Origin of the sequence: Fundidesulfovibrio magnetotacticus (genome assembly GCF_013019105.1) — a bacterium.
GTDB lineage: Bacteria > Desulfobacterota > Desulfovibrionia > Desulfovibrionales > Desulfovibrionaceae > Fundidesulfovibrio > Fundidesulfovibrio magnetotacticus.
Window position 1 is genome coordinate 35,166 of sequence record NZ_BLTE01000008.1, and the last position, 23,000, is coordinate 58,165.

At 65.3% G+C, this 23,000-nt stretch carries 24 protein-coding genes; 12 read left to right on the plus strand and 12 right to left on the minus strand.

Annotation, left to right across the window (positions count from 1 at the left end):
- Positions 1-112: 112 nt before the first annotated feature.
- The 8 genes from NNJEOMEG_RS09625 to NNJEOMEG_RS09660 form a co-directional block, all read right to left on the minus strand.
- Entirely contained in the window at positions 113-1,726 is a 1,614-nt protein-coding gene (locus tag NNJEOMEG_RS09625) for a sensor histidine kinase (protein WP_173083830.1), read from the minus strand.
- A gap of 76 nt (positions 1,727-1,802) precedes the next feature.
- Positions 1,803-2,639 (minus strand): transporter substrate-binding domain-containing protein, encoded by an 837-nt coding sequence (locus NNJEOMEG_RS09630; RefSeq protein ID WP_173083832.1) that lies wholly within the window; start codon positions 2,637-2,639, stop codon positions 1,803-1,805.
- 232 nt (positions 2,640-2,871) lie between these two features.
- On the minus strand, positions 2,872-3,684 hold the full coding sequence (locus tag NNJEOMEG_RS09635) for a hypothetical protein (RefSeq protein WP_173083834.1): 813 nt from the start codon (positions 3,682-3,684) through the stop codon (positions 2,872-2,874).
- 3 nt (positions 3,685-3,687) lie between these two features.
- Positions 3,688-3,921, minus strand: a complete 234-nt coding sequence (locus NNJEOMEG_RS09640) for a hypothetical protein (RefSeq protein WP_235956917.1) — start codon at positions 3,919-3,921, stop codon at positions 3,688-3,690.
- A gap of 128 nt (positions 3,922-4,049) precedes the next feature.
- Positions 4,050-4,652 carry a DUF4881 domain-containing protein gene (locus NNJEOMEG_RS09645; protein WP_173083836.1) on the minus strand — a complete coding sequence of 201 codons (603 nt, stop codon included), beginning with the start codon at positions 4,650-4,652 and terminating at the stop codon, positions 4,050-4,052.
- Positions 4,653-4,679: 27 nt separating this feature from the next.
- Positions 4,680-5,732, minus strand: a complete 1,053-nt coding sequence (locus tag NNJEOMEG_RS09650) for a sulfite exporter TauE/SafE family protein (RefSeq protein ID WP_173083838.1) — start codon at positions 5,730-5,732, stop codon at positions 4,680-4,682.
- A gap of 18 nt (positions 5,733-5,750) precedes the next feature.
- Positions 5,751-6,041, minus strand: a complete 291-nt coding sequence (locus tag NNJEOMEG_RS09655) for a DVU0150 family protein (protein WP_173083840.1) — start codon at positions 6,039-6,041, stop codon at positions 5,751-5,753.
- 24 nt (positions 6,042-6,065) lie between these two features.
- Positions 6,066-6,482 carry a universal stress protein gene (locus NNJEOMEG_RS09660; protein ID WP_173083842.1) on the minus strand — a complete coding sequence of 139 codons (417 nt, stop codon included), beginning with the start codon at positions 6,480-6,482 and terminating at the stop codon, positions 6,066-6,068.
- A 195-nt stretch (positions 6,483-6,677) separates the two neighbouring features.
- Between NNJEOMEG_RS09660 and NNJEOMEG_RS09665 the strand changes: the two genes are divergently transcribed.
- Positions 6,678-9,185, plus strand: coding sequence for a sigma 54-interacting transcriptional regulator (locus tag NNJEOMEG_RS09665; RefSeq protein ID WP_173083844.1), 2,508 nt, complete (start codon positions 6,678-6,680; stop codon positions 9,183-9,185).
- A 38-nt stretch (positions 9,186-9,223) separates the two neighbouring features.
- Positions 9,224-11,860 carry a PEP/pyruvate-binding domain-containing protein gene (locus NNJEOMEG_RS09670; RefSeq protein ID WP_173083846.1) on the plus strand — a complete coding sequence of 879 codons (2,637 nt, stop codon included), beginning with the start codon at positions 9,224-9,226 and terminating at the stop codon, positions 11,858-11,860.
- 420 nt (positions 11,861-12,280) lie between these two features.
- Here NNJEOMEG_RS09670 and NNJEOMEG_RS09675 read toward each other — a convergent pair whose 3' ends face one another.
- Together NNJEOMEG_RS09675 and serS are read right to left on the minus strand one after the other, a co-directional pair.
- Positions 12,281-12,421, minus strand: coding sequence for a hypothetical protein (locus NNJEOMEG_RS09675; protein ID WP_173083848.1), 141 nt, complete (start codon positions 12,419-12,421; stop codon positions 12,281-12,283).
- The gene (gene serS / locus NNJEOMEG_RS09680) at positions 12,418-13,689 is read right to left on the minus strand and encodes a serine--tRNA ligase (RefSeq protein ID WP_173083850.1); all 1,272 of its coding nucleotides are present in this window, start codon (positions 13,687-13,689) and stop codon (positions 12,418-12,420) included. Before serS ends, NNJEOMEG_RS09675 begins: the two co-directional genes overlap by 4 nt.
- Before the next feature lie 79 nt (positions 13,690-13,768).
- Between serS and NNJEOMEG_RS09685 the strand changes: the two genes are divergently transcribed.
- The 4 genes from NNJEOMEG_RS09685 to NNJEOMEG_RS09700 are packed head-to-tail and all read left to right on the plus strand — an operon-like array spanning position 13,769 to position 16,025.
- Positions 13,769-14,251, plus strand: coding sequence for a CinA family protein (locus NNJEOMEG_RS09685; RefSeq protein ID WP_173083852.1), 483 nt, complete (start codon positions 13,769-13,771; stop codon positions 14,249-14,251).
- 36 nt (positions 14,252-14,287) lie between these two features.
- Positions 14,288-15,034, plus strand: coding sequence for a ParA family protein (locus tag NNJEOMEG_RS09690; RefSeq protein WP_173083854.1), 747 nt, complete (start codon positions 14,288-14,290; stop codon positions 15,032-15,034).
- Positions 15,031-15,726, plus strand: a complete 696-nt coding sequence (locus NNJEOMEG_RS09695) for a hypothetical protein (protein ID WP_173083856.1) — start codon at positions 15,031-15,033, stop codon at positions 15,724-15,726. Before NNJEOMEG_RS09690 ends, NNJEOMEG_RS09695 begins: the two co-directional genes overlap by 4 nt.
- 26 nt (positions 15,727-15,752) lie before the next feature.
- Entirely contained in the window at positions 15,753-16,025 is a 273-nt protein-coding gene (locus NNJEOMEG_RS09700) for an amphi-Trp domain-containing protein (RefSeq protein ID WP_173083858.1), read from the plus strand.
- Between the two features lie 22 nt (positions 16,026-16,047).
- Here the strand turns inward: NNJEOMEG_RS09700 and NNJEOMEG_RS09705 are convergent, their stop codons facing one another.
- The gene (locus NNJEOMEG_RS09705; RefSeq protein WP_173083860.1) at positions 16,048-16,560 is read right to left on the minus strand and encodes a hypothetical protein; all 513 of its coding nucleotides are present in this window, start codon (positions 16,558-16,560) and stop codon (positions 16,048-16,050) included.
- A gap of 232 nt (positions 16,561-16,792) precedes the next feature.
- Here NNJEOMEG_RS09705 and NNJEOMEG_RS09710 point away from each other — a divergent pair, with 232 nt between their 5' ends.
- The 6 genes from NNJEOMEG_RS09710 to dsrP are packed head-to-tail and all read left to right on the plus strand — an operon-like array spanning position 16,793 to position 22,362.
- Entirely contained in the window at positions 16,793-17,326 is a 534-nt protein-coding gene (locus NNJEOMEG_RS09710; protein ID WP_173083862.1) for an RsbRD N-terminal domain-containing protein, read from the plus strand.
- A gap of 41 nt (positions 17,327-17,367) precedes the next feature.
- On the plus strand, positions 17,368-18,369 hold the full coding sequence (gene dsrM, locus NNJEOMEG_RS09715; protein ID WP_173083864.1) for a sulfate reduction electron transfer complex DsrMKJOP subunit DsrM: 1,002 nt from the start codon (positions 17,368-17,370) through the stop codon (positions 18,367-18,369).
- 35 nt (positions 18,370-18,404) lie between these two features.
- A complete protein-coding gene (gene dsrK, locus NNJEOMEG_RS09720) occupies positions 18,405-20,021 on the plus strand; it encodes a sulfate reduction electron transfer complex DsrMKJOP subunit DsrK (protein WP_173083866.1) in 1,617 nt (538 codons plus the stop codon).
- Positions 20,021-20,410 carry a sulfate reduction electron transfer complex DsrMKJOP subunit DsrJ gene (gene dsrJ / locus NNJEOMEG_RS09725; RefSeq protein ID WP_173083868.1) on the plus strand — a complete coding sequence of 130 codons (390 nt, stop codon included), beginning with the start codon at positions 20,021-20,023 and terminating at the stop codon, positions 20,408-20,410. The genes dsrK and dsrJ overlap by 1 nt, the downstream gene beginning before the upstream one ends.
- 1 nt (position 20,411) lies before the next feature.
- Positions 20,412-21,188: a sulfate reduction electron transfer complex DsrMKJOP subunit DsrO gene (gene dsrO / locus NNJEOMEG_RS09730; RefSeq protein ID WP_173083870.1), complete on the plus strand. Its 777-nt coding sequence runs from the start codon at positions 20,412-20,414 to the stop codon at positions 21,186-21,188.
- 10 nt (positions 21,189-21,198) lie between these two features.
- Entirely contained in the window at positions 21,199-22,362 is a 1,164-nt protein-coding gene (gene dsrP, locus NNJEOMEG_RS09735) for a sulfate reduction electron transfer complex DsrMKJOP subunit DsrP (RefSeq protein ID WP_173083872.1), read from the plus strand.
- Between the two features lie 124 nt (positions 22,363-22,486).
- Here dsrP and NNJEOMEG_RS09740 read toward each other — a convergent pair whose 3' ends face one another.
- Complete coding sequence (locus NNJEOMEG_RS09740) at positions 22,487-22,855, minus strand: antibiotic biosynthesis monooxygenase family protein (protein WP_173083874.1); 369 nt, start codon at positions 22,853-22,855, stop codon at positions 22,487-22,489.
- Positions 22,856-23,000 lie beyond the last annotated feature (145 nt).

Genomic DNA, 23,000 nt, shown 5'->3' on the forward strand with positions numbered 1-23,000 from the left:
TCTCCCTCTTACGCAAGCAGAAAGGCCGCATGCCGTCGCGGAGATGAGGACTAGGCTTCGCTGGCGTTGACCCGGAACATCTCAAAAGGCCCCGTGTTCTGGTGGATGCGGGTCAGACCCTGGCGCTTCCGGACGGACATTCGGCCGGAAAGCGCAATTCGACGGTGACTCCCGGCCCTTCCTGCCAGCGCAATGAACCCCGGAGCTGCCGGGCCAGTTCGCGGACGAGCAGCAAGCCCAGCGTGCCGGGGGAGACGTTGTGGCCGTCCGGCGTTGCCAGGGCGGCGGGCAGGCCGGGGCCGTCGTCGCCTACCACGAGCACGATCTCCCCGTCCTCCGTGTGCAGGTCCACCCGCAATTCCCCCCCTGCGCGCCCTGAGAAGGCGTGCTGGAAGGCGTTGGTGACCAGCTCGTTGAGCAGAAGGCCGCAGGGGGCCGCCTTGTCGATGGAAAGCCGGATGTCCTCCAGGGCGAGCTTCACGGACACTCTGTCCTGCATGTCGAAGGACCTCGCCAGCATTTCCAGGAGCTTTTCCATGTAATCGCGCAAGGAGATGGCTCCCAGATTGTCCGAACGGCAGAGCTGTTCGTGGAGCATGGCCATGGTGCGCACGCGCCCTTGCAGCTGCCGATAGCGCTCGAGCATTTCGGGATCTTCCACCTCGGAGGCCTGGAGGTCCATGAGGCTCAAGACCACCTGGAGGTTGTTTTTCACGCGGTGGTGCACCTCGCGCAGCAGGGCCTCCTTTTCGTGCAGGGACCGCAGGAGGGCGTCCCGCGCGGCCTTGCGCTCGGAGATGTCCTGGGCGTAGACCAGCGCTCCGTCCATGCCCTTGTAGGGCATGGGCGAGGCCGACACCTCCACGGTCACGGGTGTGCCGTCCTGGCGCAGGATGGTCTCCTCGCGCCTGGGAACGCTGTTCCGATCGGTGTTCAAGGTCTTGATGCGGTCAGCTACGCCCGTGCGGTCATTCGGGCTGATGCGTTCCAGCACTGGCAACCCCAGGAGTTCCTCCTGGGAGGATGCCCCGAAGAGCCGCACGCAGGCGGGGTTGACGTAGGCGAAGCGGCCCCCGGTCTGGACGAAGACCGCATCCGCGGAGGATTCCACCAGAAGCCTGAAACGCTCCTCGCTCCGGCGCAGTTCCTCCTCGGCCTGCCTGTGGCGCATTCCGGCCACCCCGATGGCCGCCGCCCCCGCGCCCATCACTGCCGCGAAGACAAGGATGGCCGCGCGGTGCAGCCCGTCCAGGTCCTGGGCCTCGTGTCTGAAGCGCGTAGAAATGTCCTGGGACAACGCCGCCAGGATGGCTTCCGATTCGGCCAGAATCCGGTCCATCTCCAGGCGGCGCGCCCCGGCGTTGAGCGCATCCGCCCCGCCGCAGGCCACGTCTCCGGCGGCGAGCACCGTCTCCCGGTAGCGCGCCAACCCCTCGGCGATGCGCTGGAAGCCGTTGCGGAACGCCGACTCCTGGCGCATGGGCTCCAGCGCCTTGATGGCGTTCTCGATGCGCCAGGCCGCCTGCTCGAAGAACGCGCAGCGGCCTGGGTCCAGGGCGGAGCCCTCGCCAGTGGCGATTCGCTGCGTCTGCTGGTATCCACGCAGGAAATCCCCGCGCGCCAGGCGAATGTGCGCCTGCACCTCCAGATAGGCCGCGTTGTTTTCGCGCCACGAGGCGTTCACCCACCAGAACAAGCCGCAGGCTGTCAGGATGACGAAGGACACCCCGAGGAAAGCCGGAGTGGCGAGCGCAGCCCACCACGAACGACCGGGAACGGGTGAGGACCAAGACATGGCGGCCTCAGCCCCCGCCGACGGGCAGGTTGACGACGGTGACCCCCAGCGGCTGGATGCGCGCCAGATGTTCTTGACTGCCCACGTAGGCGGCCAGGGCCTCGTCAAACGCATCGGCCAGATACTTGTCGGACTTGCGGAAGGCCAGGGCGCAGCGACCTGGCCCGAAGCCCTGTAAAGAGGGCTGTGCGAACGGATCGGCGGGGTCGAAGCGGCCCTCCGAATTTCCCGCCAGATAGCGCACCGTTGGCCCCGAGAGCGCCAGGCAGTCCGCAAGCCCGTGGCGCAAGGCCGCCAGGGCCGCGCCCACCTCGTTGACGGGATAACGCCGGGCGGGGGCCAGCCCCAGCCGGGCGAGCATCTCCTCCTCCACCGCGCCGTTGAGCACCGCCGCCCGCGCCTTGCCGGAGCGGACCACGTCCTCGTACGAATGAAGTCCCAGCGGATTGCCCGCAGGCACCAGAAGCCCCTGACCCACCACCACGGTGGCGCGGGAGAAGCGCACGCGGGCGGCGCGTTGAGGGGTGATGAACATGCCTGCGGCGATCACGTCGATGCGCCCGGCCTCCAGTTCGCCGAGGAGAGCGCCGAAGTCCATGATCACCCAGCGGATGTTGCCCAGGCCCAGGCTACTGGCCGCGAACTTCACGGCCTCGGGGGCTTCGCCGCGCACATCGCCTGCGGCGTTGCGGAACGAATACGGCGGCTCGTTGGCGAAACCCACGCGCAGTTCCGCGCGGTAGGGCGCGAGGGGATCCGCTCCGTCGCACGAGACGGCAAGCCAGGCGATGCCGACTGTTGCCGCCAGAAGGGCGGCTGCGAGCGACCCCTTGAAGCGTTTCATGGTTCCTACCCCGAAGCCCCGATTTGCCTACCTTATTACCCTATGTGAAACAAACCGGCAACCCGGACGGCAAACAGAACACCCCCCTTCGGCGGCGGTATGATCCGGTGGATTTCCCGTTGGAGAGCGCAACAACTCTCCTGAAAGTTTGGAGATGCCTCCTCGCGCAGTTCCCCGGAATTGTGGTTGGACGCGTCCGCCAGACGATCGGACCGTGTTCGAAATCGGGGAGCTAAGCCCCGTTGGGTGCACTCCCGTGCAGCACGGCGAGGTCGCCAGGGGTGCAGCGCCCGGACACGACTCGGGCCGTGGCGTCCTCGGCCGTGGCGGTGAGCACCAGGGCCTGGCCCACGGTGTTGCCGGCGGCGTCCTCCAGGAGCACGCTCCCGCCCGGCGCGAGTCCACGGCCCTGCCCCAGCGAGAAGGCGATGCGCTGGCCTTCGGGCTCGGACTTGATCATGTAGACCACGGCCTTGCCCAGCTGCGCCAGCCCCGTCTCGATGCGCCGGGAGAGCAGGTAGCCCGCCGCGCCGCAGGGCAGGGCCAGCAGGAAGAGAGTGAGGCTGGCGGGATAGGGCTCAAAGCCGGTGAGCCGCGTGAGCAGGGCCGGCGCGGCCGCCCTGAGTGAAGGGGCGTCGGCGTGGACCACCACCCGGAAGGGCACCGACACATAACGTTGGGGCTTTTCGGCCAGGGGCGGTCCTTCAACCAGGAAGATCCGCTCGCCGGGCTGGGCCTGGCTGTCCACTTCGATCTTGCCGCGCCACATGGCCCCGCCCAGCCAGAAACCGCTGAAGAGTTCCTTGGGGACCACGCGCACGCCCGGTGTCTCTCCCGTGATGCGCAGATCGGCGATGGCTTCGGCCCCGGGGGGCATGTGGGCGGTGATGTCCAGAGAAGCGCCGGGAAGCGACTGAAAATCGCGGGTGCCGTCCTTGAAACCGCCCACGAGGCCGTCGGCCAGGACGGCGAGAGCGGCGAATAGCAGCGCCGAGGCGGACCAGCCTGCCATGCGGCGCAGGAAGACGGCCTGCTGGAGGGTCATGGGCTAGACCGCGTCCTGGGTCTGGGTCGTGGGCTGGGTGTCGCCGGATTTGTCGCGCAGGCAGCGCACGGCGGTGATGCCGAGGGCCAGGGTGGGCAGCAGCAGGGAGAAGAAGGCCTTGCAGAATGCGGAGGTGAAGTTGTCCGGGTCCAGGGAGGCGGCGTGCATTCCGTAGGCTAACTCGGCCAGGATGGCGATGTCCACGGCGATTACGGTGAGGCGTTGTCTGATGTTCACGTCGATGCTCCTTGCTGGGTCCGGAGCCGGAGGGCCGGCGGAGTGGGGGGCCGTTTTTCCAGCCCTCCGGTCCGGAGTGTATGGCGACCCGGGCCGCTTGAGGGGAGCGGCCCGGGCTAGGCCCAATGCTACTTCTTGAAGATGTCGGTCTTGCTGATGTTCATGAACCGCAGGGACTTGCCGTCTTCCTTGTAGTAGACGCGCACTTCGTCGCCGGCGTCCCAGGTGGAGTCGGGCCAGGTCATGTATTCGTCAGGCACGCTGAAGGTCACGAGCATCTTCTGGCGGGCCGAATACACGGTGACGGTCTTCTTGGTCTTGTCCACCATGGGGAAGACCTTGGCCTTGCCGGTGGCCTTGTCGAACACCAGCGGGTGGTCGCGCTCCACGTTTTCCTGCATGTCGTGGATCTTGAAGCCGATGGTCTTGAAGTTCTGTTCCTTGGGATCGTAGATCACGATCTGGCTCTTCTGGGTGTCGAGCTTCATGCGCAGCCCGGCCTTGGGGGCGGGGCCCATCTCCTCCGGGTTGGTGGGGATGGTGTAGGTCACGGCCGGGAGCCCGGAGTAATCAGGGTTCAGGGGCTCGGCCTTCTTGTCTCGGATGAAGGTCACCTTGCCTGCATCCTTATCGTAGGCCACCACGCGGCCTTGATCCACCTTGCCGAAGTCGCTGCATCCCACCAGGGAGGCCAGGGCCAGGGCGGCCAAGAGAATCGATATGCGCTTCATGTTTCTTTCTCCTTGGTCGTTAGCCCGTTAGGCGGTCTTCTTGGCGGCCAGTTCGGCCTTGGCGCCCTGCACCATCTTGATGAAGATGTAGAGGCTCAGGCCCGAGACGAGGCCCAGCACCAGCCAGGTGGAGCCCACGTCCATGGCGACCCTGAGTTCCTTCACGTTGGCGCCAAGGAGCTTCATGGCGATGGACACGGCGCAGCCCACCACGGCCAGGCCGAAGGCGATGCGGATGCCGTAGCCCTTGATGTACTTGGTGGCCACGCAGCCCACCTGAGCGCCCAAGGACGCGCCGCAGAGCATGATGATGGCGGCAACCAGCTCGGTGCGGCCCTTGTAGGTATAGGAGGCGGCGCCGTAGAGGCCGGAGATCATCACTTCAAAGAGGTCGGTGCCGACGGCCACGTGCGTGGGGCAGCCCAGCAGATAGATCAGGGCGGGCATGCGGATGAGGCCGCCGCCGATGCCCAGGATGCCGGCCAGCCAGCCGGTGAAGAAGCTCACGCCGATGGGAAGCCAGGCGGAACAGTAGATGCCCGCGACTTCGAGGTTCACCATGGGGGGAATCTTGATCTTGTGCAGGGTCTTGTGCCACTCGATGCCGGTGGCCAGGGCATCCACTTCCTTGCCCGCGGCGCGGGCGGCCTTTTCCTTCTGACGGCGCTTGTTCACGTCGTGGAAGACCATCCAGGCGATGAGGAAGAGCAGGGCCAGGTAGATGTAGCGCACCACGGCCTCGACGCTGCCCATGCGCTCAAGCCACATGACCATCTGCGCGCCCACCTCGAAGCCGCCCACCGTGCCGACGATCATGATCACGCCGAGCTTGTAGTCCACGTTGCCGAACTTGCCGTGGCGCAGGGTGGAGATGAGGGACTTGCCCGCCATGTGCGCGATGTCCGTGCCGATGGCGAAGGCCATGGGGAAGCCGAGGATGTTCAGGCCGGGCGTGACCATCCACGCGCCGCCCATGCCGAAGAAACCGCCGATGATGCCCACGCCCACGCCCAGGATCACGAGGCCGGGCCAGAAGATCTTCACGCCCGCGATGGGCATCAGGATATAGAGCCAATCCATGGTGTGCCTCCCTTCGGCCTAGTGTTCCGCGAGGTCGCGGGATTTGAGGTCGAGCCCGATCCAGTGCATGATAATGTCAGCGATGATGCCGAAGCACACGCCGATGGTAGGGATCAGCACCACGGTGAGAATCGTGAAGTACAGGTGGCTCTCGTTGTAGAGATTGGCCCACCAGGCCATGATGCCGTCGAGTTTGCGCGTGTCGGCCACCAGCACGATGGGCGCGCCGCCGCCGCCGGCCGCCAGGGCGAACCCCGGAACCGTCAACGCCAGCAGCAGGGAGAACAACGCCAGCTTGATCCTTTTCATGATGTGCTCCTTCAATAAGGTTAGTTAACGGATCACGAGCACCGAACAGGGGGCGTGCGTCACGATCTTTCCGGCCACGCTGCCCAGGAGGAACCTTTCGATGCCTTTCTTGCCCCGGCTGCCCAGCACGATGAGCCCGGCGCCGATTTCGCCGGCGTATTCAACGATGAGGTCCGCAGGGGACACGCCCTGCTTCACCACGCCCTCGGCCTCGACGCCCGCATCCTTGGCAACGGCCTTGGCGGCCTCTACCGCCTGGGCGGCAGCCTTGTAGAGCTTGTCGGTCACGCCTGCGGTGTCCATCACGTCGCCGAGGTCCAGGAAGTCCTCCGCCACGGTGAGCAGCACAAGTTGGGCGTTCTGCTGTTTCGCGGCCTCGACGGCCTTCTGCATCACTGCCTTCGCGTTGTCCGTGAGGTCCAGGGCAGCCAGAATCTTCATTGCGCGCTCCTCAAGTTTGGGGTTTTGCACGTTCAAAGCTCCCAGCCTTGAGCAACCCGCATGCCATTCAATAAATATCATTTTAATACATATACTTATTGAAATTCACGCAATCGCGACAATCGCGCAAAACACTTGACGCAACACGATTGACGCGCGAAAAGGAGGCATCGCGCATCCGGTGGAGGTTGTTTCATGGGCTTTCTGGTGCCGCAAAAACCCATCTGGGGAAGCATGATCTCAGGGCTCGGCCCATTCTCCCAGTGGAGCATCCGCCGCAAACTCATGACCACGGTCATCCCGCTCATGGCCTTGGTGCTGGCCGTGACGGGCTACGCAGCCAAAGTGGTGGCCGGCAAATACCTTGGCCTCTCCCTGGAGCGCACCACCAAGGTCTTCACCATGGGACAGGCCTCCGCCCTCACCGATCACTTCGAGCAGGCACGCCAGGACATCCTGCTGCTGGCCCGCTGGCCCACGGACCCCCAGACGCTCCTTCGCTTCCTATCGCTCCAGGCCGACGTACGCCCAGGCGTCTACCGCGAGGCCGCCTTCATCCCAGCCGACGGCAGCGCCCCCCTCTTCGCCTTCGACACAGGCCGCGAAGTCCGGCTCATCGGCAAGGAGCAGGCGGAACGCATCATCAACCCGCCCCACGCCGCCCCGGCGGCCGCCGTGGGCCTCGGCAAGGACGGCGTGGCCCTTCTAGGGCTCTCGGAAACCATCTACCCCCCCGGCATCCTCCCCGGAATCGCGGGAGGGGGCACCTTCCACTTCTTCCGGCTCGTCACCCCCGTGTACGGCGAGGACGGGTCCCTCATGGGTTTCTGGATGCTTTCGCTGGACGGCCGCGCCGCACGTGAACTCCTTTCAATCCACAACTCGCCCCGCTCGCCGCTGGCCGCGTTCCAGCGGACGTCCGAGAAGCGCTACAGTTTCTTCATCGACGGCCAGGGTTGGATGCTCTTCCAGAGCGGAAACCCCGACGACTACGAACAGCCCCTCTCCACGGACATGGCCCGCTCCGGATTGCGCGGCGACCACGGGCAGCCCGGCAACCGCAGCGCCTTCCGACCCTCCACCGCCAACGAGGCCTACTGGCGCATGGTGGTGGACGTGCAGGCCGCCCGGACCGGCGTGGAGACCGTCAACACCGAGATGGAAGCCCACTCGCCCTCCAACGACACCTATTCCCTGGGCTATTCACCCGTGTACTTCAAAAACCATCCGGACAAGCCGGCGGAGGTGGTGGGCGGCGTGGCCTTCATGGACAAATCGCGCCTGCTGCTCGCCGCGGAATACCGCCTCAACGACGTGCTTCTGGCCATCTTCGTCGCCTCCATGGCCCTCACGACGGCGCTGCTCTACGCGGTGGCCCGCGTGATCACGAGCCCCCTGCTGGAGCTGGCCGCGCGGGTTCGATCCATGCCGGACCAGCGCGTGCTCACCCCCATCGATCTGCCCGCGCGCGACCGCGAGACGAGCACGCTCAAGGACTCCATCAACGCCCTCGTGGAGGCTGTGCTATTCCAGCGCGAGGAATTGCGCCTCAAGGACGCCCACATCCATAACCATATCCTGAGACAACCCTTGGACCTGGACCAGCAGCTTGCGGACGTTCCCGAGGAGCACCCCATGGAGGGCGTCATCGGGCGCAGTCCGGCCATGCGGGAGCTTAAATGGCTCATCCGCAAGGCTGCGGCAGTAGACCCGGACGTCCTGATCATCGGGGAGACGGGCACCGGCAAGGAGGTGACGGCGCAGGCCATCCACAAGCTTTCGCGCCGCGCATCCGGCCCATACATCACCATCAACTGCGGGGCGTTGGACGAGAACCTGCTCCTGGACGCTCTGTTCGGGCATGTGAAAGGAGCCTTCAGCGAGGCCAAGGCCGATCGTAAGGGAGCATTCCTGGCCGCCCAGGGGGGAACCATCCTCCTGGACGAGATAGGCAACGCATCGGCCAAGGTGCAGCAGGCCTTGCTGCGCGCCCTTGCCGAGCGCACCATCATCCCCTTGGGCAGCGACCAGGAGATTCCTTTCGATGCGCGCGTCATCGCCGCCACAAACGTGGAACTGCTGGAATGCGTGAAGGAGGGCAGCTTCCGGGAAGACCTGTACTACCGTCTGCGCGTGCTCACCCTGCACACGCCGTCCTTGCGCGAACGCATGGAGGACATCCCACCGTTGGTCGGCGCGTTCCTCAAGGAGTCCGCGGCGGTCATGAACAAAAGTTCCATGAGCCTTTCCAAGGGCGCGTGGGAACGCATCGCGGCCCATCACTGGCCGGGTAACGTGCGCGAACTCAAGCACTGCATCATGCGCGCCGTGGCCATGGCCGACTCCAACACCATCTTCCTGGAAGACCTTCGATTCGACGCAAAGCCTTCCGCAGGAGAGTGGAAGGAGCCCGAACAGCAGCAACCCCCGACCCCGGCCAGACCCTCGCGGAAGGCAACACCGCCCGCCCCCCAGACTCAGACCGTCGAACTGAACGCAAGACAACGCAAAGGCCTGGAATTCCTTGCTGCTCATGGCAGCATCACGCGCTCGCAGTATCAGGCCATCCTCGACGTGTCCGTACCGGCCAGAACCGCGCAATACGACTTGCGCGACATGGTGGAACGCGGATTGCTCCGTATCAAGGGAAAAGGTCCCGCAACCCGCTACGTGGCCGCCGGGGACTCCGGAAAGCAAGACTGACACGCCCCGGACGGCCGCCCAAATCAAAGGGAGACGCGATGGCAAGGATCCAGAGTCCCCTTCTCGACGGCATCAAGAGGCTTCTGCGCCCCCTCTTTGGGGCCAGTTGCCGACCCGCGCCGACGGACCAGACCCGATTCCGCTTCAAATACGTAAACTTCCAGGAACTTCTCGAATCGAACTCGGAGCTTCTGCGCATCATCGCGTCCGTGGAGGAGAAACTCCCCGGCAGAGAGGTCTTCGGCATGGCTTTTCTTCACTCCGTGGCCAGCCAGGCCGTGTTCCACGGCCTGCGCATGCTGCGGGGCTATGAGAACCTCTCGGATTCGCTTCAGCCCCAACTCCGCGAACGAATCCAGACCATTCAGGCTGACCTGAAAAACGCGCTATCCGGCCAGCCACACGAAGTGGGCCCTTGGTTCCTGGATTTTTCAGACATTGATCGCGCAAGCACCGAAGTCGTCGGCGGGAAATGCGCAAACCTCGGCGAATCGCGCAACAAAGTCGGCTTGCCCATTCCAGCTGGTTTCGCGATCACCACCTTCGCCTTTCGTTCCCTGCTTGACCACTCGGACCTTGGCTCCGAAATCGCCAAGCTGACCATGGCCCTTGACGCGTCGGACCCTGCGTCCATCCAGGCAGCCAGCGAAGACATCCAGCGCCTCATGCTGCTTGCTCCCTTGCCGGACGGGTTCGAGGCGCGACTCCTGGAAATGCAGACCGAGCTGGCGGCCCGCGTTGGCGTCGATCCCGAGTCCATCAAGGTTTCCATGCGCTCAAGCGCCGTGGGGGAAGACGGCGAGCTCTCCTTCGCAGGGCAATACCTCTCCATTCTCGGCGTTTCGCGGGCAAAGCTCGCCGAGAGCTACCGCTACGTGACCGCCAGCCTCTACACGCCCCGCGCCATCGCTTACCGTCTCCTCAAGGGAGTGCCCGACGAGGCCGCGGCCATGGGCGTGGCCTGTCTGGCCATGGTGGACTCCGTGGCTTCCGGCGTCATGTACACGCGCCACCCTTTCGACCGCGCGGACGAAGACATACTCATAAACGCCGTCTGGGGTCTCGGACCGTACGCCGTGGACGGTGTGGTCACCCCGGACAGCTATCGCGTGCGCAAGCAGAGCCTCGAAATTCTGAGCCAGGAAATTGCACGGCAGGAGTTCATGCTCGCGGGAAAGCAGGACGGCGGGGTCGAACGCCTCGACGTGAACCGGGACCTGATCAGCCAACCCTGCCTCACCCGCACCCAGATCCGCACCCTCGCTGACTGGGGGCAACGCCTGGAGGCCCATTACGGATCTCCCCAGGACGTGGAATGGGCATTGGACGGCTCCAAGCGACTCGTGCTCCTCCAAGCGCGTCCCCTTGCCGGGTTGCCCAGGGAGGCCTCCCATGCGCGCCCTGCCGAACCGCCCGTCGCCGACGCAGAAATGCTCCTCGAAGGGGGGGCCACCGCCTGTCCCGGCTCGGGATACGGTGAAGTCTTCCTTGTCACTGACGACGATTCGCTCGCCCTCTTCCCTGAAGGTGGCATCCTCGTGGCCCGCCACTCCTCGCCAAAGTTCATGGTGGCCATGACCAAGGCCCGCGCCATCGTCACCGACCACGGCAGCGTCACCGGCCACATGGCCTCGCTCGCGCGCGAATTCAACGTGCCCACCATCCTGGGCTTGTCCCGGGCCACCGACGTCCTGCGCACAGGCGTCACCGTCACCGTGGACGCCGTCAATCGCCGTGTCTACAAAGGACTCGTGGACGCACTGCTCGATCATCAGGAAGCTGCTCCGGCGCCCATGGCCGGAACTCCCATCCATGCGCTGCTCAGGAACATCCACGCGCTCCTAGCCCCCCTGAACCTCGTGGACCCCAAAGCGCCCTCCTTCTCGCCAGCGCATTGCCGGACCATGCACGACATCACGCGCTACCTCCACGAGCGTTCCTACGCCGCCATGTTCACCCTGGGCGACGAGGCTTCCGGCGAAGGCGGCATGGCCCAACGGCTCGAGGCCGGGGTAGGCCTCGACCTGCACGTCATCGACCTGGGCGGCGGACTCGCGGGAGACCCCTGCGCCCGCGACGCGGTATCCCTCCGCGATATCCTGAGCGTCCCCTTCAAAGCCCTCATGGAGGGACTGGCCGACGAGCAGTTCGTGGCCAAAGGACCGCGCCCCGTACACCTTCGAGGCTTCCTCTCCGTGATGGGGCGACAGATGGTCGATGGCCCCAACATGGCCTCGGAACGCTTCGGGGAACGCAGCTACGCCATCATTTCCGACAAATACCTCAACTTCAGCTCCCGCGTCGGCTACCACTACGGCGTCCTGGACTGCTACTGCGGCAAAACCGTCAACAAGAACTACATCACCTTCGCCTTCAAGGGTGGAGCAGCAGGCGAGGAACGCCGCGAACGGCGAGCCCGCGCCATCGGGCTCATCCTGGAACGCCTCGGCTTCACCGTCACCACCAACGCCGACCGCGTGGAAGGCCGCTTCCAGAAGTATCCCCCCGAACTGGTCCGGGAACGGCTTGTCCAACTGGGAAGGCTCCTACAGTTCACCCGGCAGACAGACATGCTCATGACCAGCGAACAGGCGATCCCCGCCATGGCCGACGCCTTCCTGCGCGGCGAGACCGTGTTCGGCGTCGGGGCGGTACAGGAAGCAGGCCGCGAGTGATGTTGTAGCACGCAGAGGGGTGAGGCGCGTGGCAGATTGGAAAGACTGGACCGGAGGAAGAAGCCGTACGCGGCTGGAAAGACCGCCGCCTTTTCGAGACATTCACGGTAGGGCGTCGCAGCGCGCTGGAGAGTGCGCCCACCTCTCCGGACCGCTCCAGCCAGGGCTCCGCCCTGGACCCGCTGGGGGGATGATCCCCCCAGACCCCACAATTGCTTCGCGGGCTTCACCGGGTATGCCGGTGTGTCCGGGGGGAGAGTGCAGAGAGGGCGGAGCCCTTTCTGCTTGATGACAAACCCCGAAGCGGGGTTTGTGGGAGTCGCTTACGGGCGGCAAAGCCGACTTTATCAGCAGCCTCAGAGGGCGGAGCCCTCTTTGCCCGTTGGAGGCTTCTTCCCGGCTGCCCCGCCGTCTCTCCGGTCACCGCCGCCGGGCGGCGTTGTCCAGAATCCAGGCCATGGCGCCGGTGAGCACCGCCAGGATGGCGATCTGTCGCGGCTCCAGGACGAACACCGCGCCCATGGCCCAGACGGCCCCGGCCGTGGCCAGCGCCCGGATCACGGTTCGATGACGGACACGCCGCCCATGTAGGGAACGAGGGCTTCGGGCAGGACGATGGAGCCATCCGCCTGCTGTCCGTTTTCCAGCACGGCCACCATGGTGCGTCCCACGGCGAGGCCCGAGCCGTTGAGGGTGTGGGCCAGGCGCGCCTTGCCGCCCTTGGCCTTGCAGCGGATGCCCGCGCGGCGAGCCTGGAAGTCCTCGCAGTTGGAGCAGGAGGAGATTTCGCGGTAGGCGTTCTGGCCGGGCAGCCAGACCTCGATGTCGTAGGTTTTGGCCGAGGAGAAGCCCAGATCGCCGGTGCAGAGGGAGATGACGCGGTAGTGCAGGCCCAGGAGCTGGAGGATCTTCTCGGCGTGGGCCGTGAGCAGTTCCAGTTGTTCGTAGGATTCCTCGGGGCGGGCGAAGCGCACGAGTTCGACCTTGGAGAACTGGTGCTGGCGGATGAGCCCCTTGGTGTCCTTGCCGTAGCTTCCGGCCTCGGAGCGGAAACAGGGGGTGTGGGCGCAGTAGCCCAGAGGGAGGCGTTCCTCGTCGAGGGTTTCGTCGCGGTGGAGGTTGGTGAGGGGCACCTCGGCCGTTGGGATGAGGTAGAAATCCTTGAAATTGGTCTTGAAGAGGTCGCCCTCGAACTTGGGGAGCTGCCCGGTGCCGCGCAGGGTGTCGGCGTTGACCATGAGGGGCGGGGCCACCTCGGTGTAGCCGTGCTGGCGGGTGTGCACGTCCAGCATGAAGGCGGCCAGGGCGCGTTCGAGGCGCGCGGCCCAGCCCCAGAGCACGGCGAAGCGCGAGCCGGTCATCCTTCCGGCGCGCTCGAAGTCCAGGCCGTTCAGGGCCTGGCCCAGGTCCCAATGCTCGCGGGGGGGGAAGACGAGATCGGGCTTTTCGCCCCAGACGCGCACCACGGGGTTGTCGGTCTCGTCCTTGCCCACGGGGGTGGTGGCGTGAGGCAGGTTGGGCACGCTCAGCAGGAAGGCTTCGGACGCCTCGTCGGCCTGGCGGGCTTCTTCGTCCAGGGCCTTGATGCGCTCCGAAACACCGGAAAGCTTTTCCAGCAGTTCCGTGGCGTCCTGCCCGGCGCGCTTGAGTTTGGCCACCTCGGCGGAGGAGGCGTTGCGCTCGTTCTTTAGGGACTCCACCTCGGTGAGCACCGCGCGGCGTTTCTCGTCGAGCTTGGCGAAGCCTTCCAGGTCCAGGTCCGTCCTGCGGTCGGCCAGGGCCTGGCGCACAAGGTCCAGGTTCTTGCGTACGAAGCGCACGTCGAGCATGGTGGGTCTCCGGGTGATTGATCTTGGAAACAGATATCTTACGCCGGGCGTCGATGCCCGGTCAAGGCGGGAGGTGCGCATGGACGGCGCGACGCGCAGGGCGGCGCGGGAGACGGCGCGGGTTCTCGGGGAACGCGGCTGGTGGCTGGCCACGGCGGAATCGTGCACGGGGGGGCTTGTGTCGGGCGCGCTCACGGCGGTATCGGGCAGTTCGGCGTGGTTCGCCGGGGGCGTGGTGGCCTACTCCAACGCGGTGAAGGAATCCCTGCTGGACGTGCCCCGGCTGCTCCTGGAAGCCCATGGCGCGGTGAGCCGGGAGGTGGTGCTGGCCATGGCCTCGGGCGCGGCGCAACGCTTCGGCGTGCAATGCGCCGTTTCGGTGTCCGGGGTGGCAGGCCCCACGGGCGGCACTTCCGAGAAGCCCGTTGGCACGGTGTGGCTGGGCTTCAGCGTGGACGGCGTGGCCACGGCCGAGGTCCACCGCTTCGAAGGCGACCGCGAGTCCGTGCGCGGCCAAAGCGTGCTGGCCGCCCTGGAAGGACTCGTGCGCCGCGTTGGCTGAAACGCGATCGTCACCGGGGCGTAGTATGGGTCGTCCATGCGCGTCCTGGCCTTTTTGAACCAGAAGGGCGGCGTGGGCAAAACCACGCTGGCCGCCAACGTGGGCGCGGGGCTGGTCCGGCTGGGCCGCTCCGTGCTCTTGGTCGACCTGGACCCCCAGGGCCACCTGACCCGCGCCTTCGGGGCGGACCCCGGCGGGCCGGGTCTGCACGAGGCGCTTTCCGGGAGCGCCCCCGCGGCGGACCTCCTGGTGCAGGCCGAGGGGGCGCTTCTTTTGCCCGCTTCTCCCGAGCTGGCCGGGGCCGACACGGTCTTCGCCTCCCTGCCCGGCAAGGAGCGCCTTTTGGCGCGCGTGCTGGAGCGCCTGCCCGAGGCCGACGCCTGCATCCTGGACTGCCCCCCCAACCTGGGCTTGCTGGCCGTCAACGCTCTCGCCGCCGCCCACGCCGTGGTGGTTCCCGTGCAGGCGGAGTTCCTGGCCCTGGCCGGACTGGGGGCCGTGATGGACACCGTGGACGCCGCCCGGGGGTTCAATCCCGGCCTTACGGTGCTGGGCGTGGCGCTCACGCGTTACGTGCACCGCAAGCGCCTCTGCCGCGAAGTGGACACCTCCGTGCGCCGTCATTTCCCCGCGCTGCGCCTGGAAACGCGCGTGCGCGAATCCGTGGCCCTGGCCGAGGCCCCGGGCTTCGGCAAGAGCATCTTCGCCTACGCCCCCAAGAGCAATGGCGCGCTGGACTGCCTGAACCTCGCCCGCGAGATCGCGGCCCGGGGGCTCTCGTGAGCGCGCTGCGCCTGGGCGCGGACCCCCTGGCCAGGCCCGGCAGGCTGGGCTCGGCCTCCGAAACAGGAGCAGGCCGCGCCCTGCGCCACATCCTGGAGACCCAACCCGCCGCGCCCGCCGCACCGGAGCTTTCACCCGGGAATCGGGAGGCCATGCGCCAGGAGGTGGTCCAGGCCTTTTCCCGCGCCCTGGACCGCCTGAGCGTGCTGGCCGCCGAGGCCGGGGCCTGGGCCTGGGGCGGCGAGGGCGACAGCCTGGCCTTCCTGCGGCTCATGGCCTGCCACGTCTCCGAACCCGGCGCAGAAGGAGTGGACCTGGCGGCCTTCCTGCGCGAGGCTCCGGACCTCTGGCCGCGACGCGGGCTCTCCGTGGCCCCCGGCCTGGAGCGGGTGGTGGTCCCCCTGGAGCGCGGCTTCCGCCTGGCCCTGGCCCTCCAGGCGGTGTTGGACGGCCTGCCCGATGCGGGCGGCAAACGTTCCCGGACACCGGCCCCCCTCTTCGCACGCCTGGACGCCACGGCCACTGGCAAGGCCCGGGTGCGCCTGGCCGGGCCGTGCAGACGTTTCGCCGACCCGGATGAGGACTACCTGCGCGGCCCGGGCCGGGCGCTCTCGGACCTTTCGCGCGAGGGCGCTGTATGCGTGGCGTTCACGCGCGGGGCCGAGTGGGCCGAACTTTCCATCCTGGCGTGAGCCGATTTTGTGAAAAGGAGAACGTGATGGGCAAGGACAAGGACAAGGTGAAGCTGGAAGGCGTGCTGGAAACACGCGAGGTGGTGGCCTACCTGGAGGACGTGCTGGCCGGCTTCCGGGCCGGGTCGGTGTGCATGACCGTGGGCGAGGAGTGCCTGACCCTGCGCCCCAGGGGCATGATGGAGTTGAGCCTCAAGGCCTCGCGCAAGAAGGAGACCGAGAAGTTTTCGCTGGAGATCGCCTGGCGTCGCGTGGAGGAGGCCTGCCTGCGCCCCGCCGGCCCCGACGAAGCGGCCTGATCCGAACGGGAAGGCGCGCCCCTCAGTCGATTCCGGCGTCCTGGAGGGCGCGCAGCCCCTTGCCGGAGATCACGTAGCCCTTGAGGGAGCGCTCCCCTGCGGCCTTGAGCTTCATCTTGAGGATATAGCCCCGGTTCACCAAGTCCTCGAAGTCGCACTCCACATAGTGCCTGGCCTTCTTGACGGGCATCATGCGCCGGTAGCGGGGCATCCTGCAGAAATGGCGCAGGTCCTGGAGGATGAGCAGGTGTTCCAGGGCCAGCTCCCTGCCCGCGTCGTCCAGCACGGCGGGCGAGTCGGCCTGCCTTCCCGCCGCTCGCTCGCCCTCGGGGGTGATGCGCAATCCCTTCATCTTCTTGCCGCACCCGTAGGTGAACGTGGCCCATTCCGCGAACCCCTGCTCCACCAGGACTCCCGCCCCCTCCTCGTCGTGGGACAACAGGAGTTTGCGCGGCATGACGCCGTGGTAGCGGGCCACGTCGGCGAACTGCGCCACGGCGCGCAGCAGCGAAGCCTGATCCTGGGAAAGCGACATCTGAAGACCTCGGAGCGTCCGCCGTCGGCTGCCCGGGCAACTCCGTCACGGCGTCTTCAACAATTAACCCGATCGAGAAAAGCTGTAAACCACCGCCGGAGACTTACGCCCCGGCCCTCCCCGGCGGGACGCGAGCCTTTTCAATCTTTACAGAAATCGCCCCCCAGGGTATGGGGACTGCGTTTGTGACAGGTAGAACAAGGCACCACCTTCTGCTGCGCGCGGGGCATCCATGAACAGCGTCGAGAAACTGCTGGCCGAACACCGGGAGGCCATCGTCCAGGATTGGCATCATCTGATCCTGGACACCTACCCCCCCGAGACGGCCAAACTCTGGAAAAAAGGGGGCGACCCCTTCCACAACCCCGTGGGAGCGCGCATCGTCGAGGCCGCCAAGGCCTGCATGGATTACCTCGTGGACGGCCGCGAGCACCTCGACCGCGCCATCGAAGAGCTCGACCAGCTCATCCGCGTGCGTGCGGTGCAGAACTTCACGCCCTCCCAGGCGGCGGGGTTCATCTTCCTTCTCAAGAAAGCCATCCGGGAACGGCTCTGGCATCAGTTGAAAACGTTGGGCGCGTGGGAACAGTTCGTGGCCCTGGAGTCGCGCATCGACGGCCTGGCCTTGGCCAGCCTCGATCTCTACTCCAAGTGCCGCGAGAAGCTCAATGAGATCAAACTCAACGATCTCAGGCGGGAGCAGGTGCAACTGCTCAAGCGCGCCCGACTCATCGTGGATTTCGGCGAGGGCGAGCCGGCAGCGTGAGGCCGGACAGGCGCAATGGTTCAACGCGAGGTGGAGGGTACATGGCAGGACTTGTGACCGCGCTCATGGCCGTAGTGGCCTTGGCCGCCGCCGCGGCTCTCGGGGCGCAGGCGGGAATGGCGGGGGTGTTCGGGATAGCCGTCCCGTACGTGGCCGTCGCGATCTTCGTGGCGGGATTCATCAAAAAGGTGATCGGTTGGGCGTCCACGCCGCAACCCTTCTCCATCGCCACCACTGGCGGGCAGCAGTATTCGCAGCCCTGGGTGAAGCAGGCGAAGTTCGACAACCCTTCCACCCCGGGCCAGACTTTCGTGCGCATGGCCCTGGAAGTGCTCTGCTTCCGCAGCCTCTTCCGCAACACCAAGCTCGACAACCGCCCCGCCGAGGGCCGCGTCGGCTACGGCTCGGACAAGTCACTGTGGCTCTTCGCGCTCATGTTCCACTACTGCTTCCTGATCGTGTTCGTCAGGCACTTCCGCTTCTTCCTGGAGCCCGTGCCCATGGCCATCACCGGGGTCGAGTTCGTGGACTCCATCCTGCAGATCGGCGTGCCCACGCTCTACCTCACGGACGTCTTCTTCGTGGTGGGCGTCTCCTTCCTGCTGGCCCGGCGCATCTGGGACCCCAAGGTCAATTACATCTCCCTTGCCTCGGACTACTTCCCCCTGTTCCTGATCCTTGCGATCGCGCTTTCGGGCATCTACATGCGCTACTTCGCCAAGGTGGACGTGATCGCCATCAAGCAGCTCGCCTTCGGACTGGTGAGCTTCAAGCCCGTGATCCCGCCCAACGTGGACTGGTCCTTCTACATGCACTTCTTCCTGGTGTGCGTGCTGTGGGCCTACTTCCCCTTCTCCAAGCTCATGCACCTGGGCGGCGTGTTCCTGAGCCCCACTCGGAACCTGCCCAACAACACCCGTATGGTGCGTTACATCAACCCCTGGAACGATCCCTCCATCAAGCCCCACAGCTATGAGGAGTATGAGAACGACTTCCGGGAGAAGATGATCGAGGCCGGCCTGCCGGTGGACAAGGAAGCCTAAACCGCCCCGGCTGGGCGAACCGCGAGGGAGACAACATGTCGAAGATGGCTCCGCCTGAAGAAGTCATGAACGTCGACTACACCACGCCCGCAGAGGCGTGGATGGACGTGAAGCCCGAGTTCAAGCTCGGCAACTATTCCTATCCCGGCAAGCCCGAGGTCCTCAAATACCTCGGCCTGCCCAACCCCAGAGTGTGGAACCCTACCGAGGAAGACTGGAAGCTCCCTCCCGACTGGAAGGAGATCATCACCGAAGGGTTCCGCGAACTCCTTGGCAAGTACCGCTCGCTCAAGGTGTTCATGGACGTGTGCGTGCGCTGCGGCGCCTGCGCCGACAAGTGCCACTTCTACATCGGTTCGGGCGACCCCAAGAACATGCCCGTGCTGCGAGCCGAACTGCTGCGCTCCATCTACCGGGGCGACTTCACCATGGCCGGCAAGATCCTCGGCAAGCTGGCCGGCGCCCGCAAGCTGGAAGAAGACGTGATCAAAGAATGGTTCATGTACTTCTACCAGTGCACCCAGTGCCGCCGCTGCTCGCTCTTCTGCCCCTACGGCATCGACACCGCCGAGATCACCTTCCTGGCGCGTGACCTGATGAACCGCATCGGCGTGAACATCAACTGGATTCTCGAGCCCGCCGCCAACTGCAACCGCACCGGAAACCACCTGGGCATCCAGCCCCATGCCTTCAAGGACATGATGGACTTCCTGGTGGACGACATCGAGACCATCACCGGCAGGCGCGTGGAGCCCACCTTCCACCGCAAGGGCGCGGAGATCCTCTTCATCACGCCCTCCGGCGACATCTTCGCCGAGCCCGGCATCTACACCTTCATGGGCTACCTGCTGCTCTTCGACTACCTGGACCTGGACGTCACCTGGTCCACCTACGCGTCGGAAGGCGGCAACTTCGGTTCGTTCATGAACGACAAGTGGATGAAGAAACTCAACGCCAAGATGTATGCCGAGGCCAAGCGCCTGGGCGTGAAATACATCATCGGCGGCGAGTGCGGCCACATGTGGCGCGTGCTCAACCAGTTCATGGACACCATGAACGGCCCCGCCGACTTCCTGGAAGTGCCCAAGAGCCCCATCACCGGCACGGTGTTCGACAACGCCAGGTCCACCAAGATGATCCACTTGGTGGAGTTCACCGCCGACCTCATCCGCAACAACAAGCTCAAGCTCGACAAGAGCCGCAACGCGGGCATGGTCGCCACCTGGCACGACTCCTGTAACACCTCACGCGGCATGGGCTTCTTCGACGAACCCCGCTACGTGCTGGAAAACGTCGTGGAAAAGTTCGTGGACATGCCCACGCAGACCATCCGCGAGCAGACCTTCTGCTGCGGCGGCGGCGCGGGCCTGAACAACGGCGAATTCACCGACATGCGCCTGCGCGGCGGCCTGCCCCGCGGCAACGCCCTCCAGTATGTGCAGCAGAAGTTCGGCGTGAACACCATGAGCTGCATCTGCGCCATCGACCGCGCCACCCTGCCCGGCCTGGCCGACTACTGGGCCCCCGGCGTCAAGGTGACCGGCCTCCACGAGCTGGTGGGCAACGCCCTGGTCTTCGACGACGAGGAGCAGGAGCGCACCATGAACCTCCGCCAGGAAGACCTGCCCGGCATTGAAGGGGAGGACGAATAATGTACAACGCGAAATACATCATCCCCGGGCTTGTGATCTTTTTGATCCTTGCCCTTTCGCCCTTCCTCCTGGGCGCGGGCAAGGATCCCATCAAGGTGGAGACCGAGAAGCCCAAGAACTCCAAGGAATGCGTTCTCAAGACCGAGAAGATGCGCGACGTGCACATGGTTCTCCTGAACGAATGGCGCGACGACGTTATCCGCAACGGCAAGCGCGTCTACACCAACGAGTCGGGCAAGCAGTTCAACATGAGCCTGACCAACACCTGCATGGGCTGCCACGAGAACAAGGACAAGTTCTGCGACAAGTGCCACGTCGAAGTCGGCGTGAACCCCTACTGCTGGACCTGCCACAATACCTCGCCCGTGAAGAAAGAGGGGGGGAACTAACATGAAAAGCTCCAGACGCGACTTCCTGAAGATCGCCGGTGTATCGGCCCTGGGGCTCTCGGCCGGCACGCTGGGCTTCCTTGGAGAAGGCGCCCAGGCCGCCGACGCCCTCCCCACGGCCCAGGACTTCGCCAAGCCCTCTAATGCCAAGCAGTGGGGCATGGTCATCGACACGGCCAAGCTCGATGACGCCACCATGAAGAAGTGCATCGACGCCTGCCACGCCACCCACAACGTGCCAAAGATCGAAGGCAAGCAGGAAATCAAGTGGCTGTGGACCGACGATTTCCACGCCACCTTCCCCACGGAGTTCCCCACCTACCTCTCCGACGATCTGCACCACCGCAAGTTCCTGCTGTTGTGCAACCACTGCGCCAACCCCGCCTGCGTGCGCGTGTGCCCCACCAAGGCCACGTTCAAGAACAACGAGGGGCTGGTGATCATGGACTACCACCGCTGCATCGGCTGTCGCTACTGCATGGCCGGCTGCCCCTACGGCGCGCGCAGCTTCAACTTCCGCGATCCCGAGAAGTTCATCGCCAACATGAACCCCCTCTACCCCCACCGCACCCGGGGTGTCGTGGAAAAGTGCACCTTCTGCGTGGAGAAGCTCGCCCAGGGCAAGTTGCCCCTGTGCGTCGAGGCCTCCGGCGGCGCCATGGTTTTCGGCGACCTGGAAGACCCCAAGTCCCCCGTGCGCCAGATCCTGAAGGACAAGTACGCCGTCAGGCGCAACCCGGCCGCTGGAACCGAACCCAGCGTGTTCTACATCCTCTAGGAGTGCGGACATGATCGAAAAAGCTCTCAAGGGAAGCCCGCGCTACTTCGGCGCCCTGTTGGCCTTCTTGGCCCTCATGGGCATCGGAGGCGGGTTCTACCTCATCCAGCTCAACAACGGCCTGATGATCACCGGGCTCTCGCGCGACGTGTCCTGGGGCTTCTACATCGCCCAGTTCACCTACATGGTCGGCGTGGCCGCCTCGGCCGTGATGCTCGTGCTGCCCTACTACTTCCACCACTACAAAGCCTATTCCAAGATGATCATCATGGGCGAGTTCCTCGCCATCGCCGCGGTCATCATGTGCCTGGGCTTCATCGTCATCGACATCGGGCAGCCCCAGCGCATGCTCAACGTGCTCATCAACTCAACCCCCCGCTCCGTGCTCTTCTGGGACATGGTGGTGTTGAACGGCTACCTCGTCCTCAACGTGGTCATCGGCTGGACCAGCCTCATGGCCTACTGGAAGCGCGTCACGCCCCCCGCGTGGGTGAAGCCCCTGGTGTACCTCTCCATCATCTGGGCCTTCTCCATCCACACGGTCACGGCGTTCCTGTACGCGGGCCTTCCCGGCCGCCACTTCTGGCTTACCGCCATCCTGGCCGCCCGCTTCCTCTCCTCGGCCTTCTGCTCCGGCCCGTCCATCCTGCTGCTCATGACCCTGCTGGTGGGCAAGCTCACCAAGTTCGATCCCGGCAAGGAAGCGGTGAAGACCCTCTCCACCACCATCACCTATGCCATGTGCGTGAACGTGTTCTTCTTCTTCCTGGAGCTCTTCACGGCCTTCTACTCCAACATGCCCGGCCACATGGCCCCCATCGAGTTCCTGTTCAACGGCTTCCAGGGAAGCACCTACATGACCCCGTTCATGTGGACCGCCTCCTTCCTGGCCATCGGCTCGCTCATCTTGCTCATTCCGCCCCGCTGGCGCGAGAACCGCGACATGCTCGTCCCCGCCCTGATCATGCTGGTCATCGGCACCTGGCTGGACAAGGGCATGGGCCTCATCGCCGCGGGCTTCACCCCGAACCCGTTCGAGCGCGTCACCGAGTACCTGCCCACCGGCCCCGAGATGATGATCGCCCTCATGATCTACGCCACCGGCGGCTTCGTGCTCACTGTGCTTTGGAAGATCGCCCTGGAAGTCAGGGCCGAGGTGGAAGGCAGCGTCTAGCCCTTCCCCCCGTGGAATGCAAAGGCCGCCCTTATGGGCGGCCTTTTTTTTTTGCGCGGTTGCCTGTGCGTCCGGGAACACGCGCTCACCCGCCGGGATGGTCACGTTGTCCCCGCGACGGGTCTCATGCCTGGCAGATGCCCGCCACGCCCACCTTGGTGAAGAGGTGCGGCGACGCCGCGGCGCTTGGGGGATACAACGCCAGCCCTGCTAGGAACTCCGGATCGGCGAAGGCCTTTCGGAAATGGGCCACGCTCTGCCAGAGCGCATGATTCAGGAAAACCCCGCTTCCCGCGAGTCCTTGATGAAGCTGCGTGGAAACAAAACCCGGTTGACGCTGCATGACGCGCGCATCGCGCGTCCAGGCCTCGACAAGGGCCGCACTTTCGTCTGGATGCACGGTGAACACGTTCACCAGCACCACCGGACCGGACTCCTCCTGCATCTGTTCAGCCAGCGCGACATGCTCGCTCATCTCTCGGAATCGCACCATGATCTTCCTCCCGCGTTGACAGCTTCTCCACGACAGCCAGGTTCAGGACTCAAGGCGCTTGCCTGACGCACGACCAGGGCTTGAGCATAGAGTTGATCCCCGCGAAGCCATGCTTTGCATTCTGGACCAGACCCATCACCTGGCC